Here is a 15,867-nt window from a genome sequence, read left to right on the forward strand (position 1 = left end):
GAAAATCATAGAAACTAAGCTAAGCAGATACCATACATTGAACTTCTTAATATTACACATATATATCCCCCCTATAAAAAACATAGTTATGGGCAAAGCATAAGCCAAATATTTTCTATCAAAAAATGTCGTAATTATAATAACTACCGAAAAAGCAAGGTAAAATAATATGTCGGTGAGTTTTATATTCTTCAAAAATTCACGATTACATTAATAATGATAACGAATATTTCTTCTAAGTTATATTATTTTTTGGATTTGTAGGAAAAAAAGATAATAAACCTTAATTCCTACATTTACAAAAACATATACTCTCATCGCGCTATCAAAGAACAAATTGATTATCAAGTATATAAAAGTCATTATACTACAAGAAAATTGTACCAACACACTACCCTATTAAACCTCTTTTCTAGAAATGTGAAAATTTTGAATATTTGTTAATCAAGTCTTAAAATAATTACTCAAAAAAAGAATTCAACAATAAAATACTATTTTAAATGAATTATCTTCAATAAATTTAATACTTCTTATCTTGGAATTGGCTTGAATTTTCGCTAAATTTGCAAACCGTAAAAAATCGTTCACATGCAGTCTGAAACAACTATTACACCTAATATTTCCTTCGAAGAATATAAAGATCAAATACTTAGAGATTATAAAATCGCTTTAACAAGTAGAGAGTGTAGTTTGTTAGGACGTCGTGAAGTACTTACCGGAAAATCTAAATTCGGAATTTTTGGAGGAGGTAAAGAATTACCACAATTAGCAATGGCTAGGGTATTTCGTGATGGTGATTTCAGATCGGGATACTATAGAGATCAAACATTTATGATGGCTATTGATCAATATAATGTAGAACAATTTTTTGCTGGATTGTATGCGCACACGGATATTGAAAAAGAGCCTTTTGCGGCAGGAAGACAGATGGGCGGACACTTTGCTACTCATAGTCTTAATGAAGATGGATCTTGGAAAAATCTAACAAAACAGAAGAATTCTAGTTCAGATATCTCTCCTACAGCTGGTCAAATGCCAAGATTACTAGGACTTGCGCAAGCATCAAAAGTATATCGAAATGAAAAAAGTGTATCTGAGCACACTAACTTCTCCATTAATGGAAATGAAGTTGCTTGGGGTACTATTGGTAATGCAAGTACTAGTGAGGGTCTTTTTTGGGAAACCGTAAACGCAGGAGGTGTTTTACAAGTACCTATGGTAATTAGTATTTGGGACGATGAATATGGTATTTCTGTTCATGCAAAACACCAAACTACTAAAGAAAATATTTCGCTAGTATTAGAAGGTTTCCGACGTGATGAAAAACATGATGGTTATGAAATCATTGTTGTAAATGGTTGGGATTATCCCGCTTTAGTGGATGCGTATGAGACAGCAGAAGATTTAGCTAGAGAGCAACATATTCCTGTAATTGTACATGTAAAAGAACTTACTCAACCACAAGGTCACTCCACTTCTGGTTCTCATGAAAGATACAAAAGTGAAGAACGCTTAAACTGGGAACGAGAGCACGACTGTAACAAGAAATTCAAAGAATGGATTATTGGTCACAATATCGCAACAGCTGATGAATTATTGGAACTAGAAAAATCTTGTAAAAAAGCAGTAAGACAAGGAAAAAACAATGCTTGGAATGCTTATATCTCTGAAATTAAAGAAGAGCAGAAACAAGCTTTAATAAGATTAGAAGCGGTAGAAAATAAAAGCGCAAATAAAAACTTTATCTCTCCTCTTGTAAGAACATTGGCAGATAAAGATGAACCAATAAGAAAAGATATTCTAGAAGCAACTAGAAGAACATTGCGATATTTAATTAAAGAAGATTTTGCCGAAAAGACAGCTCTACAGAATTGGATAAATAATTATATTGCCGAAATTCAACCAAAATATAGCGATCACCTATATAATGATTTTGACAGTAATGCTACTAAAATAAAAGAAGTAAAACCTGAATATACCGATAATGCAGAAACAGTAGATGCTAGAGTAATATTAAGAGATAATTTTGATCAAATATTTAGTAGAGTCCCTGAATCTTTAATTTTTGGAGAAGATAGCGGTAAAATTGGTGATGTTAACCAAGGACTTGAAGGATTACAACAGAAATTTGGAGAAATCAGAGTTTCTGATGCTGGAATTAGAGAAGCAACAATTATTGGACAAGGAATTGGTATGGCAATGAGAGGCCTTAGACCAATTGCGGAGATACAATATTTAGATTATATACTTTATTGTATTCAAGGACTAAGTGATGATCTTGCTACTTTAAGATATAGAACTTTTGCTAAGCAAAAAGCACCACTAATTGTTAGAACAAGAGGACACCGCTTAGAAGGTATATGGCATTCTGGATCTCAAATGGGTGGATTGATTCATTTATTAAGAGGTATTCACATTCTTGTTCCTAGAAATATGACTAAGGCTGCAGGATTTTACAATACGCTACTAGATAGTGATGAGCCTGCTGTTGTTGTAGAATGTCTGAATGGGTATCGTCTAAAAGAAAAAATGCCTTCTAATTTATCTGAAATAAGAACTCCATTAGGTATTGTAGAAACAGTAAAAGAAGGGAGTGACATTACATTAATTTCTTATGGCTCTACACTAAGATTAGTTGAGCAAGCTGCTAAAGAACTATTATCTGTAGGGATAAACGCAGAGGTAATTGATGTGCAGTCTCTTATACCTTTTGACCTAACTCACGATATCGTAAAAAGTATTGCTAAAACGAACAGAGTTTTAGTAATAGATGAGGATGTTCCTGGAGGCGCTACTGGATATATACTGCACAAACTTATTGATGAGCAAAATATATATCAATATTTAGATAGTGAACCGCAAACTTTAAGTGCTCAACCACATCGCCCAGCATTTGGTACAGATGGAGATTACTTTAGTAAACCATCTACAGAAGATATTTTTGAAAAGGTGTATGAAATAATGAACGAGGTAAATCCATCTAATTTTCCCCGGTTAAGATAATCAGTTTACTTAAAAAGGATTTTCTATTTTGATTCGTTTGCCTTCTTTGTAAGAAATAACGAAAATATTTTTATCAATAACACCAGACTTTAGCAATATTTTTCTGAATTCCTGGGCCTCAACGAGTGTTTCGAAAATCCCTAAACTTAATTTATAGTAAGAGGTATCACTGTACACAAGAGAGTTTGTGAATTTTTCTGAAACCAAAGAAATTTTTTTATCCGTAAATGACTGAATTTGAACAGAATAAACAGTATCCTTGTTTATTAAATCTCTGTACATATAAAGGTTTTTTAAGTCATTTAAATCGGATTGATCACTTTTCAATTGATTAAGTTGTGTTTTTAATCCGTTAATTTCTGACTGAAAGGAAGAGAACTCCTTATTTTCCATTACTAAAACATCACCATTATTTCTATCCACCCAAAACACCAAATAAACAATTAATGATATCGTAAGTATTAATAAAACAGAACAAAGTAATTTAAGCATCATTTTAGATGCTCTATTCCGTTTAAGTTCAACAGATTTGTCATTAAGAAGATCTTCTAATTTTCGTTGCTCTACTTCAGCTTTTTCTATTTGATAATGCAATGATAAAAGATCTTCGTTTTTAATATCTGGCATTGGTATGGAGGTTTAATGATACTTTATAGGCTTACGGTAATTTTTGCTTGGTTATTTTATAAACGATTCCATCATTCATCTCTAAGATCATAATAGGATCCTCAGAGATAATTTTCTGAAACGCTTTTAAAGGAAATCCTTTAGAAATTTGGTTTAAATTCTGAATACGAACTTTATCATTTAGCTCTAACCTTCTTAGTTTCGTATTTGTATTAGAAACATAGTAATTATCATATAAAAAATACAATGTATCGCCATTTTTATCAATATCGTATTCGGCGTCATTGTTTTCTTTAGCTTTTTTTACTGCTTTTCTACCTTTATAGTACTCAATAAAATCCGCCTCAATAAAAATAACACCATTCGTTCTAAACACATTCTTCACATAACAATGTTGTTTTTTAAATTTTAGCTTTTTAGCATCATCTTCTATTACGTCTTGAGCGCTATCTACCATAGCTGAATCAATACCTATTTCAGAATTACCATCAACACGTGATCCCAATTTTTCCTTATAATCAGATATATCAGTTTTTAGTTTCATTAATTCTTCTTGTAAAGAATCATTCATTTTTTTTATCTGATCTATATTCTCCGGCGTGTCCTGTGCTTGATCAGAATCTGGATTAAAACCATCCTGATTTAGATAATACATAGTAAAAGACATCCCTATGACTACCAAAAAGAACAAAATCATAAAAACAATACTATTCCTTTTACTTCTTTTCAACTCTTTGGATATAGAAACAAGACGATCTTCTAGTTTCTGTTGTTTCATACCAGATTTTTCAATCCTATATTGTACAGATAATAATTCGTCTTCTTTATTTTTCATTTCGCATTCTAAATTTCTATAAAATCATTTACCCTATGGTATCCATTTAATATCTTTAAAATCAGGTTTCCTTTTTTCCAAAAAGGCATTTCTTCCTTCTTTTGCCTCTTCCGTCATATATGCTAATCTAGTTGCTTCACCTGCAAAAACCTGTTGCCCAACCATACCATCGTCAGTAAGATTCATTGCAAACTTTAGCATTTTTATAGAAGTAGGTGATTTTTCTAATATCTCTTTAGCCCACTGATATGCAGTGTCTTCTAATTCTTCGTGAGGTATAACAGCATTTACCATACCCATTTCATATGCTTCTTGCGCTGAATAGTTCCTTCCTAAAAAGAAAATTTCTCGAGCCTTTTTTTGCCCTACCATCTTTGCCAAATAAGCAGATCCATATCCACCGTCAAAACTCGTAACATCCGCATCTGTTTGTTTAAAAATAGCGTGTTCTTTACTTGCTAACGTTAAATCACAAACAACATGAAGACTATGCCCTCCTCCTACTGCCCATCCAGGCACAACTGCAATTACTACTTTTGGCATAAATCTAATTAATCGTTGTACTTCTAAAATATTCAACCTATGCATTCCGTCCTGACCCACATATCCTTGATGCCCTCTAGCTTTTTGATCACCACCGCTACAAAAACTATACACTCCATCCTTGGTTGATGGTCCTTCTGCAGAAAGTAACACAACTCCTATAGACGTATCTTCCTGAGCGTCATAAAAAGCATCATACAACTCACTAGTTGTATTTGGTCTAAAAGCATTACGAACATTAGGTCTATTAAATGCTATTCTGGCAACACCTTTTGATTTTTTATAGGTTATATCTTGATATTCTTTTACAGTTTTCCAATTTATCGAACTCATTATATTTTTTTTATGCTATCAAAAATAATACAATATATTGTATCCAGCTACATCATTATAGTAGTTAAATCAAGTTAAAAAAGTAATATTTTTACATCTTTCATATAAATTAACACAGGTTTTGCACGATTTTTGATATTTTAGACAAAACAGATAATTAGAAATTACTATGAAGATTCTCCCTATCTTATTTTTAAGCTGTATTGGTCTTATCTCTTATGGACAAGAAAAGCCTTCATTAACAATTGATTGGGAAACTTGGAATACACATATTGCGGATAACAGCTCTCAATATACGCTTGAACATAAAGAAATAACTCCTTCTTTATCTTATGTAAGAGAGTTAATTTCTACTGGAAATTACGTTTTAATGGAGATCAACTTATCCGTTGATTTACGTAAACAACATCTTGAAAACGAAACACCAATTCTTTTACTTCCTGAAAATAAATTTATACAATCCGATTATGCGTTCTCTCTTCCTAATAACACAAATCAAAATCAAAATAATTTAAGATTTACGATAACAGGTAATGGAGGATATAACGCTAATAATAGCGGAAAAGGAGGTGTTAAAAACAATGCTTATAGGGATGCAAGTACTTATACGGGAATATATTGCCCCGCGACTGGTGTTCCTTTAACGTATTAAAAATACAACTATGTTTAGTAATGGATTATTGAAACTAATCGACTAAACGAATACCATCTTTTTCTATCACTATTTTTTTCGCTTTATATAAAGAACCAATAGCTTTCTTAAAACTTTTTTTACTCAGCTGAAAAACATCTTTGATATCCTTAGGATCTGACTTATCATTAAGATCAATAAATCCTCCACTTGACTTTAATTCATCAAGTATTTGTTGAGCATTAGGTTCTATGGCACGATATCCGTGTCTTTGCAAGGTAAGATCAATCTTTCCATCGGGACGTACTTTTTTCACAAATCCTTTTAATTGATCTCCTGGTGTTATTTTTTGAAAAATTTCATCTTCATACACTAAACCTAAATGCTTTTGATTGACAATCATATTCCATCCATAAGGAGATGGATGTGATGCAATTAAATCTACCTCATCATAAGAAGATAACAAAACTAAAGAATTATCTAAAAATGCATTCGTCTTACTTGACCCAACTAATCTATTCGTTTCCTCGTCTAGATATACATAAACAAGATACCAGCTTCCAATTCTCATCTTAGATGCTTGCTCTCTAAAAGGTATAAACAACTCCTTTTCTAACCCCCAGTCCATAAATGCTCCAATATCTGAAACAGTGGTACACTTTAAATAAGCAAATGATTTTACCGTAGCATACGGTTCTAAAGTTGTAGCGACAATTCGTTCTTCATGATCTAAGTAAAGAAATACTTTGATCTCGTCTCTAATCATAAACTGATTCGGAACATATTTGTTAGGCAATAACACTTCATTCCCATCATCATCACTAAGATAGACACCTTGATCTCTCTCTCTTACAAATTCCAATGTGTTATATTCACCAAGCTTAAGCATCGTTTTATATTTTTGCGCAAAGATAATTGTTTAATCTTCCTATATATCATATTAAAACAAAAAAAGGTGCTCAATCAAGAACACCTTTTCTGTTTTCAATATCTGTTATTCTATTTGTACACAGATTCTTTCTTAAAATGCTTTGCTAATAAATAATAAACTACTGCTCTATATTTATTTCTATTAGATTTCCCATACGCATCCATAACAGAAGCAATTGCCTCATCTAACTTTGGTCCATCGGAAAGACCTAACTTTTTAATTAAGAAATTTTTCTTTACAGTTTCTAATTCTGAAGGATCACTCCCAGATACTGTAGCAGCATCTTTATTATAAATAGAAGGTCCACAACCAATAGTAACTTTAGTTAAAAAGTCCATATCTGGAGTTTGACCAATTTTATCTTTAATATCCGCAGCGTACTTAGTAATCAATTCGTCTCTTTTACTCATAAGGTGATAATGTTTTAGGTTTTAGTTAATTTATTATGTTATCTCAAATATAACTCATTTATAAATGAATTATTCATTTATAAATTATAATAAACTTGTTTTTTTAGACAAAATGCTTAAAATAATCGATTAAAACACCATCATTCATTTTTCTAGGAGTAAAAACTTCTAATAATTGAGGTTTGTCGTTCTTATTATAGAGATTTCTTATAGCTTGTCTTAGTTCATCTTTTCCTTGAACAGTGGTATATTCAAAATTAAACATAGTAGACAATTGCTCTGCTGTTAAACTATGTTTTGTTTCGAAATAAGTACTAAAATTGTAGCTCTCAGATTTACCAGGTAAAATTCTAAAAATCCCTCCTCCACTATTATTAATTAAAATAATCTTGAAATTAGAAGGAATAGAATCATTCCACAGTCCATTACTATCATAAAAAAAACTAAGATCACCGGTTATTAATGTAGTAGGAACCTCTGAAGCTACCGCTGCACCTATTGCAGTAGAAGTACTTCCATCTATTCCACTTGTTCCTCGATTACAGTATACTTTAAATGAAGGGTTCAATGAAAATAATTGCGCATACCTAACAGTAGAACTATTGCTTAACTGAATCATCTGATCATTAGGAATAAGATCAAACATCGTTTCAAACACTTTGAGGTCAGAAAAATCTACTTCTTGTAGATACTTCTCGTGTCTTACCCTTCTTTGATTTCTTTTTGCAATCCAAAAAGATTTATACTCATTATCAATAATCTTTGTATCCGGTAAAAAACCCGATAAAAACATACTAGGGTTCATTTTTATATGCTCCGTTAAGCAAAAATATGTATCATAGGCTTTCTTTTGATCAATATGCCAATGAACTTTAGGTTGGTAATTTCGTAAAAAAGCCTTTATTCTTTTAGAAACTACCATACCTCCAAACGTCAATAATACATCCGGTTGTAAAGCTTTAAATTCACTATCACTTAGAGAGGTAATTAATTGATCAATACAATTTACATGTGTTTCGTGATGGATATTAGATGTCGTTTCTGTCAAAACTAAAACCGAGGGATCTTTAGCTAAATAATCAATCAACTCCTTTTCTATACTATTAGGAGGGTTTACTCCTATCAATACTAATTTACGTTTAGATATATTCCATTGCTTCAACATGGTAGAACGTAACGTATCAGAGATACGTTGTTCTATGTGCTCCACAGGAATATTCTTAGGAACTATTGTTGGTTGAGTAATCGTATCATATAACGGCTCGTAAAAAGGAACATTAATATGAACAGGTCCATTTCTTTCTATAGCTTTATTAAGCGCTATATTAATCTCCCGCTCATTATGTTTTTGGGCTTCATGCTGTTTTTGTTTTATCTTAATATCATCTATTTCAATCTCAGGAACAATTTCTGAATATAAGTTGGCTGAATATAAAATATGATTTTCAAATACATTCTTTTGTCGAATCGTTTGCCCATCACCAATATCAATGCGTTCAATAGGTCGATCTGCACTTAATACTACTAACGGTACATCACTATAAAATGCCTCTGAAATTGCAGGGTAATAATTCAATAATGCGCTCCCTGAAGTACAAACCAATGCAACAGGTTTTTTTATCTGTTGTGCAATTCCTAAAGCAAAAAAAGCAGCGCATCGTTCATCGACAATACTATAACATTTCATAGTAGGGTTTTCCGTAAAACCAATTGTCAAAGGAGCATTTCTAGATCCAGGAGAAATAACCACATGTAAAATTCCTTTTGCTTCACATAAAGCAACTATGGTTTGAGATAAAGGAATTTTGGAATATAAACGTTTCTTCATTCGAGTGGCTAAATTACAATATAGTGTCAAGTAAAGCCAGTCTTTTGAAGTATTTTAATACAAAACCTTTTTCATTGTTTCACTTTTTCGTACAGTTTCTTCCCACTCTTTTTCTGGAACAGAGTCTTTAGTAATTCCTCCTCCAATATAGACAATAGCTTTCTCTTGGTCTATTTCCATACATCTAAGATTTACATATAGGTTGGACACAACATTACCTTCGTGATTAATTAGCAATTCTCCTAAAAAACCTGTATAATATTTTCGGTTATATGGTTCATTATTTAAAATAAATAATCTCGCTGAATCTTTAGGCAAACCACATACAGCAGGTGTGGGATGTATACCTTCAATAATAGAATCAATATCAGAATCTTTATTTTTTACAACACCAGTAATATCTGTTTTAAGATGTAATAAGGAACCAGCCCTATACGTATAGGTTTTAGATTTTTTGATGTTATTGATTTTTGGCAAGAGCTTATTTAAAACAAAATCCGTAACCATAGCTTGTTCTTCAATTTCTTTTGTTCCCCATTCCACATTTAAAGAATCTACATAAGGTTGAGTTCCCGCTAAAGCCATCGTGTTAAATTCATTTCCTCTTATTGTCATAAGAGTTTCTGGTGTAGCACCAAGCCAAGTTCCGACAGCAGGATGATACCATAAATACACAAATGCATTTGGGTAACAATTAATCAATCTTTTAAAAACTTCTAAAGGATTTTTTTTAGAAAAAGAAACCTCTTCTCTTCTAGAAACAACTACTTTTTTAAAAAGATCATCGTTAATAGCACGTACGCTATCTTTTACAAGCTGTACATATTTTATTTTTGCACTTAGATCCTGTTTGGTAGACAAGATATCCTTTTGAATATGTTTTGACATTTCGTTAGTTGATGTAACTAGGGAACTGTAATATGTGCTTTTTTCTTTGGGGATTAAAACCGCTTGTTTCCTATTATCAAATGGAGCAAAAACAAAACCAGCGGTACTATACGAATCGATTTCATATAAATTATTATCATTCTGCAAAAAACAATTTATAGTTAATTCTTGAGACTTCCGATATACTACGAATGGCAGTTGACTATCCATATGGGATTGGATTTTTAGGTATAATGCCAAAATATCCATATTACCTAGATTTTGCTAATGCTATTGTAGTTAACTTAACAATCGAAATTAATTGCTTTTCTTCATTACGTATTTTTATATCCCAAAGTTGAGTTGTTCTCCCTTTATGTACAATTTCTGCTCTAGCATATACATAACCTTCTCTTATACTTTTTACGTGATTCGCTGAGATCTCTAATCCTCTAATATAATACTCCTTTGTATCTAAAAAAATATGCGAAGCTGCGCTACCAACACTTTCTGCAAGCGCAACCATAGCACCGCCGTGTAACACACCGTCAGGCTGATGAACTTTTGATGTTACAGGCATCTTTGCTACCAAATAATCTTCACCTACTTCACAAAAAGAAATATCCAATGTTTCCATTAACGTATTCTTACACATTTTAGCACATTGCTCCAATATCTCTTCTTCAGTTAACTTCATAAATTTAATTTTAAGTAAAAATAAACAATGGCATTAAATAATTCTAACTATATTTATGTATTATTTTAACGAACGTTCAATAAAATGCCTAAAACCAAAACATCCAAAGCAGAAGTCTTGAGTAAAGTAATCCCTATACTTAGAGAAAAAGGTATCTGCAAAAGCAGTATGAGTGAATTAGCAAAAGCTTGTGAAATTCAAAAATCTCATTTCTATTATTATTTTAATAACAAAGAACAGTTGATAAAAGAAGTCTTAGCTACAGTGAACAGTTATTTTAAACATAATTTATTTAAGGTGATTGAAAACAACACCCTTACTACTGATCAAAAATTAAAAAAAATTCGCATACTCATTGATAAAATGTTCAAAAACGCCAATAGTGGGTGTATTATGGCAAATACAGCATTAGAAACAGCACATTTAAACCCTATTTACAAGGAAGAGATTAAACACTTTTTTGAAGATTTCATATCTGGTTTACAACTATTACTAGTCCCTAATTACTCTAAAGAAGAATCCTTATCACTTGCAGAACAGATGGTCCAAGATTTAGAAGGTGGAATTCTGTTAATGCGGGTATATAATGATCATAAATACATTAATAATGCTGTTTCTAGAATGGAAAAAATAATCTTAAAAGGATAATTATGAAATCATTTACTATTCAATCTAACGACGGATACCCTATTTCCGCACACGAGTTTCTTCCTGAATTTTCAAATAACAAAACTATTGTATTTGCTCCAGCAGTTGCTGTACCGCAAAAGTTTTACTTTAACATGGCTAATTACCTAGCAGAAAAAGGATGTAACGTATTTACTTTTGATTATCGCAGTATTGGTTCTTCCAATTCTAAAAGTATTCAATCTCTAAAAAAACATGGATTTTTCTCTTGGGCAATGGATTTTAACGCGGTTTCTAACTATGTAAAAACAAAATACCCAAATAACCTACAATACATGATTGGTCATAGTTATGGAGGAAATAGTGTTGGTTTCAGTGATGCATTTCAATATTATGATAAATATATAACTATTGGATCCCAATTTGGCTTTTATAAACATTTTACTCCTAGAATGCGTTTTTTAATATATTTAAATTTCAAATTCTTCGTTCCAATTACAACCTCTATTTTAGGATATTATCCATCCAGTTGGTTTGGATTAGGTAGACCATTGACTACAAAAGCTGCCAAAGATTGGGCTACTTTTTTATTACATCCAGATTCCATGTTACATTTCACAGATGGCAATTCAGAAACTTATTACCAAAACATAAAGGAGTCTATGTTACTTATTAGCATAGATGATGATCTTTTTGCTCCTAAAAAATCGGTAGACATTCTGGCAGATAGAGTATACAGCCATGCCCTAACTACAAGAAAGCATATAAATCCTTCTGATTACAATTTAAAAACAATTGGACATTTTGATTTTTTTAGAAAGAAAAATCAAGATATCTTGTGGCCGATAATAGATCAATGGTTTGAACTATAAAAGTGACTAATTATGCAAAAAGAGGTTGTCTATCAATCTACTAACACATTTGACACATTGAATGATTTAACCAATCAAACCAAAACAGTTTGGCTCGTATTTCATGGAATTGGCTATTTAAGTAGATATTTCATCCGTTTATTTCAAAGTCTTGACGCTAAAGACAATTATATTATTGCTCCGCAAGCTCCTTCTAAATATTACAAAAACAATGATTATAAAAGAGTAGGATCTAGCTGGTTAACAAAAGAAAATACTGGAACAGAAACTAAAAATGTACTCAACTACATAGATGCAATTATGGAATTAGAGAAGCTACCACCTTCTGTAAATTTTGTAGTTTTAGGATATTCACAAGGGGTGAGTATCGCCAGCAGATGGATCGCAAGTAGAAAGATACAACCAAATGCCTTTGTTATGATTTCTGGTGGGTTTCCAAAGGAATTGAAAAAAGATGATTTTACTTTTCTAAACCAAACTACTAAGGTGACCCACATTTTAGGTGAAAATGATCCTTATTTTGAAATCAAAAAAGTAGAAGCTGAAAAAATACGTTTAAAAGAGATATTACCACAAATAGAATTTAGATCTCATCCTGGTGGTCATGAATTAGACATAAGAACTGTTAAAAACATTTTTTGAGCGGTAACATTTTCGGTTATTAAGACATATACTTATAGAAGCTTTAATTTAAATAGCTATTATAATGTCTAAATATTCCTTATTTATAATACTCATCTGCCTATTTTCTTTAGAAATAGTATACCCTTATGAAGATTATTATATCGATCGTGTAACAGGACTAGAGCTAGGATTAGATGGTTCCGAAACAAATAATTTAAGAGTTATTGATATTAGAGAATGGAACTACGTAATTGAAGAAAAAGGAGGCGTCAAATCTATCTCTGGTATACAAGAATTACACAAAAATAGCTCTATAATTACATTTGATGAAGATCAGATACAAATGGAAGTACAAAGAATTGCTGATGACACTATGGAAGAAGGGTTAGAGAATCAGGTTTTCATAGTATTAAATGTTAATAATGGAAAAGTTTCTGCGGTCAGAGACTGGATACCAGAGCTAAAGACCAATTCAGAAATCATGATTAATACATATGGCGTTGGTAGTAATAGTGCTCCACGGGTAGGAGAAGGGTTAATGCTTCTAGGACAATTACACGGACATCCTAAAGAATTGCAAGAAAACAAAAAAAATATTAGAACTGTTTCTGAATTTGATATAAAAGTAGCCCGAGAACTAGGGATTACAATTTTTGCCGTTGATGCTTTTAACGCATTTGATATTTTTGATTCAAAAAACTCTAAAAATGGTTCTAAATCCCTTCACATACACTGCGTTACAAAGAATGGTGAAGTTAAAAATTTTATTGGCAGAACTATTGGAAAGAACAATATAAACACCTTTAACTTTTCTTATTATTTCGATTCAATTTTAAGAAAAAACAATAGCATAAAAGTTCTATAGCATTACATTAATCAAAGAAAAAAGTATATCCTATCTATAAAGTATCTATCAATCTTCTTGAATTCACTGTATCATAGATAATAGTTAATTTTTGAATTTTATTATCTTCTGAAAGATCTAAAATATCAACTACTTTAAAATTCACTTTTTCATTATTCTTAAGTATCCATTCATAATCAAAAAGTAAGGAAAGGCGATTGGTATCTTTCTCTAAAAATATTCCATCTAAATGAAGTTTGGAAGAATTCGTGTCTGCCGATAAATCCTTATAGAATTTAGCTGCTGATAACGTACCATATAAAGGAGATATCACAATACCATCATCGGTGAATAGGTCTACTACTTTGGCTACGTCACCTTTTTCTAATAAAAAAAGATATTTCCTTGCTACTTCTTCTTTTGTCATCTTTAAATTTTACAAATATCTTTCTTTAATGATTTCTACGTGATGGTTTTGATGACCAGAAAGTATATAACCCGCAGCTCTAGCACTCATAGGGCTACCACTCGCCTCTCCTATTTGACTTAACATCTCTGATGTAAATCTTTTATATAAAGTAATTGAGCTATTCCTTACGGATTCAAAGTCTTCAATAAGATCTTCAATACTAAATGTATTTGCATTAGAATTCGGCACATAAGCATCTTGATCAAAACCAATCAAAGGAGTTTCATCTTTTCTCGCGAACCTAAGTGCTCTATATGAAAATATACGCTCCGTATCAATTATATGCTGTATCACCTCTGCTATGGTCCATTTACCATCTTCATAGGCATAAGTCAATTTTTCCTTAGGGATAGCGTTTACAAAATCAATAAACTTCTTCTTTCCTAGCTGTAGCCCTTCTACGATATTATTACTTTCTGCTTTATCTATAAAACTTCCGTAATATGGATTATATTCTTCTTGCGCAAGTAATGATTGCATATATAACTATTTATAAATTTTGTTGAAATTTACTAATTCTAGAAACATTCATTGATTGCATTAACAGTTATTTATAAGATAAGCGGATTATACTAAATAGTAAATTTATTGTTTAGCATCAATAAACTTTATTGCCTCTATAACATTCTTGTCTTTAGTTAAATCTTGAAAGTTAGCCTCTTTAATAATCTCTATTTCCGGTTTAATGGTTTTTGTAAACGTCGCAGATTTATCTGTCGCATAACTTAATGTTATCGCAGCTTTTGTTTTAAATGGCAATTCAAATAAATCATTAGCAGTAGTCAAACCACAACTTTCCTCTCCGATAATCACCGTGTTTTTTCTTCTTCTAATACCTAAGGCTACAAACTCTCCAGCACTAGCCGTCATTACACCAGTTATTAAAGCAACAGGGGTTTCTGTTTTAGGTCTAGTAGCTGTCTTTACTTGCGCTTGTATTTTTTGATCTTCATAATAAATGCCATTATCAAGTCCCGAACGATTTTTTACATTCTTATCCGCATCTAAATATAATGACACTGTATTATCGCCGATTAAATGGTATAATCCAGCAAGCATGACATTAGAGTTCCCTCCTATGTTTAGTCGTAAATCAATGATCCATCCTTTTATTTTGTTAGAAGTATCCACTTTTATGATGGCATCATATATTTCTTGACTTCTTTCATTTAGTTCCTTTTCTGTCGCATTCAATAATAACATTCCTGGAATAAACACATATCCATAATGATCATTAATTACTTTTATATCAAACTTTGGTTCTTCACTGTATTTTGCCAATAAACTACTGTGTAAATCTTCTTTAGTAATTTGTCTTTTGAGACTACTTTGATACATTTTTTTCTCTGAAAAAAGCAATAAATGATCTCCTTTAATAGTATCAAAAAGTTTCGAGCAAACCTCTAATGATTCCTCGAAAGTACTTTTCTTCAAAGCTTCTTTTTTTACATATGGTTTTATTTTACTCCAGTTAACATTTTTTCGATACAGATAATTAGCTTCTAACTGTTCAAAAAAACGATCATAGAATATATTAATACTATCTTGAACGGATTCAACTTTTTCTTGACTGTAGCTCTTTGAATAAAATACTGAAATGGTAATGATTACGACTAAAAAAAATCTTTTCATAACTATGGTTTTTAAATTTCACTTCTTCAAAATTATAGACCATGAAAAGAAAAACACTTCTAAAAAAATACAAGAATGTCCAGAAAAAAAATAT

17 protein-coding genes are annotated in these 15,867 nt (G+C 31.4%); 6 read left to right on the top strand and 11 right to left on the bottom strand.

Annotation, left to right across the window (positions count from 1 at the left end):
* Positions 1 to 588 precede the first annotated feature (588 nt).
* Positions 589 to 3,003 carry an alpha-ketoacid dehydrogenase subunit alpha/beta gene (locus tag H526_RS0103290; RefSeq protein ID WP_027391677.1) on the top strand — a complete coding sequence of 805 codons (2,415 nt, stop codon included), beginning with the start codon at positions 589 to 591 and terminating at the stop codon, positions 3,001 to 3,003.
* Between the two features lie 9 nt (positions 3,004 to 3,012).
* Here the strand turns inward: H526_RS0103290 and H526_RS0103295 are convergent, their stop codons facing one another.
* The 3 genes from H526_RS0103295 to H526_RS0103305 are packed head-to-tail and all read right to left on the bottom strand — an operon-like array spanning position 3,013 to position 5,341.
* A complete protein-coding gene (locus tag H526_RS0103295; protein WP_027391678.1) occupies positions 3,013 to 3,630 on the bottom strand; it encodes a hypothetical protein in 618 nt (205 codons plus the stop codon).
* 31 nt (positions 3,631 to 3,661) lie between these two features.
* On the bottom strand, positions 3,662 to 4,465 hold the full coding sequence (locus H526_RS0103300; protein WP_027391679.1) for a hypothetical protein: 804 nt from the start codon (positions 4,463 to 4,465) through the stop codon (positions 3,662 to 3,664).
* A 33-nt stretch (positions 4,466 to 4,498) separates the two neighbouring features.
* A complete protein-coding gene (locus H526_RS0103305) occupies positions 4,499 to 5,341 on the bottom strand; it encodes a 1,4-dihydroxy-2-naphthoyl-CoA synthase (protein ID WP_027391680.1) in 843 nt (280 codons plus the stop codon).
* Between the two features lie 169 nt (positions 5,342 to 5,510).
* On the opposite strand from H526_RS0103305, the gene H526_RS0103310 reads away from it, so the two are divergent.
* Complete coding sequence (locus tag H526_RS0103310) at positions 5,511 to 5,993, top strand: hypothetical protein (protein ID WP_027391681.1); 483 nt, start codon at positions 5,511 to 5,513, stop codon at positions 5,991 to 5,993.
* A gap of 34 nt (positions 5,994 to 6,027) precedes the next feature.
* On the opposite strand, the gene H526_RS0103315 is transcribed toward H526_RS0103310, so the two are convergent.
* The 5 genes from H526_RS0103315 to H526_RS0103335 form a co-directional block, all read right to left on the bottom strand.
* Entirely contained in the window at positions 6,028 to 6,861 is an 834-nt protein-coding gene (locus H526_RS0103315) for a CvfB family protein (protein WP_027391682.1), read from the bottom strand.
* 110 nt (positions 6,862 to 6,971) lie between these two features.
* The gene (locus H526_RS0103320; protein WP_027391683.1) at positions 6,972 to 7,313 is read right to left on the bottom strand and encodes a DUF2853 family protein; all 342 of its coding nucleotides are present in this window, start codon (positions 7,311 to 7,313) and stop codon (positions 6,972 to 6,974) included.
* Positions 7,314 to 7,416: 103 nt separating this feature from the next.
* Positions 7,417 to 9,141 (bottom strand): 2-succinyl-5-enolpyruvyl-6-hydroxy-3-cyclohexene-1-carboxylic-acid synthase, encoded by a 1,725-nt coding sequence (gene menD, locus H526_RS0103325; RefSeq protein WP_027391684.1) that lies wholly within the window; start codon positions 9,139 to 9,141, stop codon positions 7,417 to 7,419.
* Positions 9,142 to 9,195: 54 nt separating this feature from the next.
* Positions 9,196 to 10,278, bottom strand: a complete 1,083-nt coding sequence (locus H526_RS0103330; protein WP_027391685.1) for an isochorismate synthase — start codon at positions 10,276 to 10,278, stop codon at positions 9,196 to 9,198.
* A 1-nt stretch (position 10,279) separates the two neighbouring features.
* Positions 10,280 to 10,705, bottom strand: coding sequence for a PaaI family thioesterase (locus H526_RS0103335; RefSeq protein ID WP_027391686.1), 426 nt, complete (start codon positions 10,703 to 10,705; stop codon positions 10,280 to 10,282).
* An 84-nt stretch (positions 10,706 to 10,789) separates the two neighbouring features.
* Here H526_RS0103335 and H526_RS0103340 point away from each other — a divergent pair, with 84 nt between their 5' ends.
* The 4 genes from H526_RS0103340 to H526_RS0103355 all read left to right on the top strand — a co-directional run bounded on the left by H526_RS0103340 (position 10,790) and on the right by H526_RS0103355 (position 13,693).
* On the top strand, positions 10,790 to 11,353 hold the full coding sequence (locus tag H526_RS0103340; RefSeq protein WP_027391687.1) for a TetR/AcrR family transcriptional regulator: 564 nt from the start codon (positions 10,790 to 10,792) through the stop codon (positions 11,351 to 11,353).
* A 2-nt stretch (positions 11,354 to 11,355) separates the two neighbouring features.
* Positions 11,356 to 12,204 carry an alpha/beta hydrolase family protein gene (locus H526_RS0103345; RefSeq protein WP_027391688.1) on the top strand — a complete coding sequence of 283 codons (849 nt, stop codon included), beginning with the start codon at positions 11,356 to 11,358 and terminating at the stop codon, positions 12,202 to 12,204.
* Positions 12,205 to 12,216: 12 nt separating this feature from the next.
* Positions 12,217 to 12,846 (top strand): alpha/beta hydrolase, encoded by a 630-nt coding sequence (locus H526_RS0103350; protein ID WP_027391689.1) that lies wholly within the window; start codon positions 12,217 to 12,219, stop codon positions 12,844 to 12,846.
* A 64-nt stretch (positions 12,847 to 12,910) separates the two neighbouring features.
* The gene (locus H526_RS0103355) at positions 12,911 to 13,693 is read left to right on the top strand and encodes a hypothetical protein (protein WP_027391690.1); all 783 of its coding nucleotides are present in this window, start codon (positions 12,911 to 12,913) and stop codon (positions 13,691 to 13,693) included.
* A gap of 34 nt (positions 13,694 to 13,727) precedes the next feature.
* On the opposite strand, the gene H526_RS0103360 is transcribed toward H526_RS0103355, so the two are convergent.
* The 3 genes from H526_RS0103360 to H526_RS0103370 form a co-directional block, all read right to left on the bottom strand.
* The gene (locus tag H526_RS0103360) at positions 13,728 to 14,099 is read right to left on the bottom strand and encodes a nuclear transport factor 2 family protein (RefSeq protein WP_027391691.1); all 372 of its coding nucleotides are present in this window, start codon (positions 14,097 to 14,099) and stop codon (positions 13,728 to 13,730) included.
* 9 nt (positions 14,100 to 14,108) lie between these two features.
* Entirely contained in the window at positions 14,109 to 14,621 is a 513-nt protein-coding gene (locus H526_RS0103365) for a DinB family protein (RefSeq protein WP_027391692.1), read from the bottom strand.
* 105 nt (positions 14,622 to 14,726) lie between these two features.
* The gene (locus H526_RS0103370) at positions 14,727 to 15,773 is read right to left on the bottom strand and encodes a S41 family peptidase (RefSeq protein WP_027391693.1); all 1,047 of its coding nucleotides are present in this window, start codon (positions 15,771 to 15,773) and stop codon (positions 14,727 to 14,729) included.
* Between the last annotated feature and the right edge of the window lie 94 nt (positions 15,774 to 15,867).

Origin of the sequence: Aquimarina latercula DSM 2041 (genome assembly GCF_000430645.1) — a bacterium.
Classification (GTDB): Bacteria; Bacteroidota; Bacteroidia; order Flavobacteriales; family Flavobacteriaceae; genus Aquimarina; species Aquimarina latercula.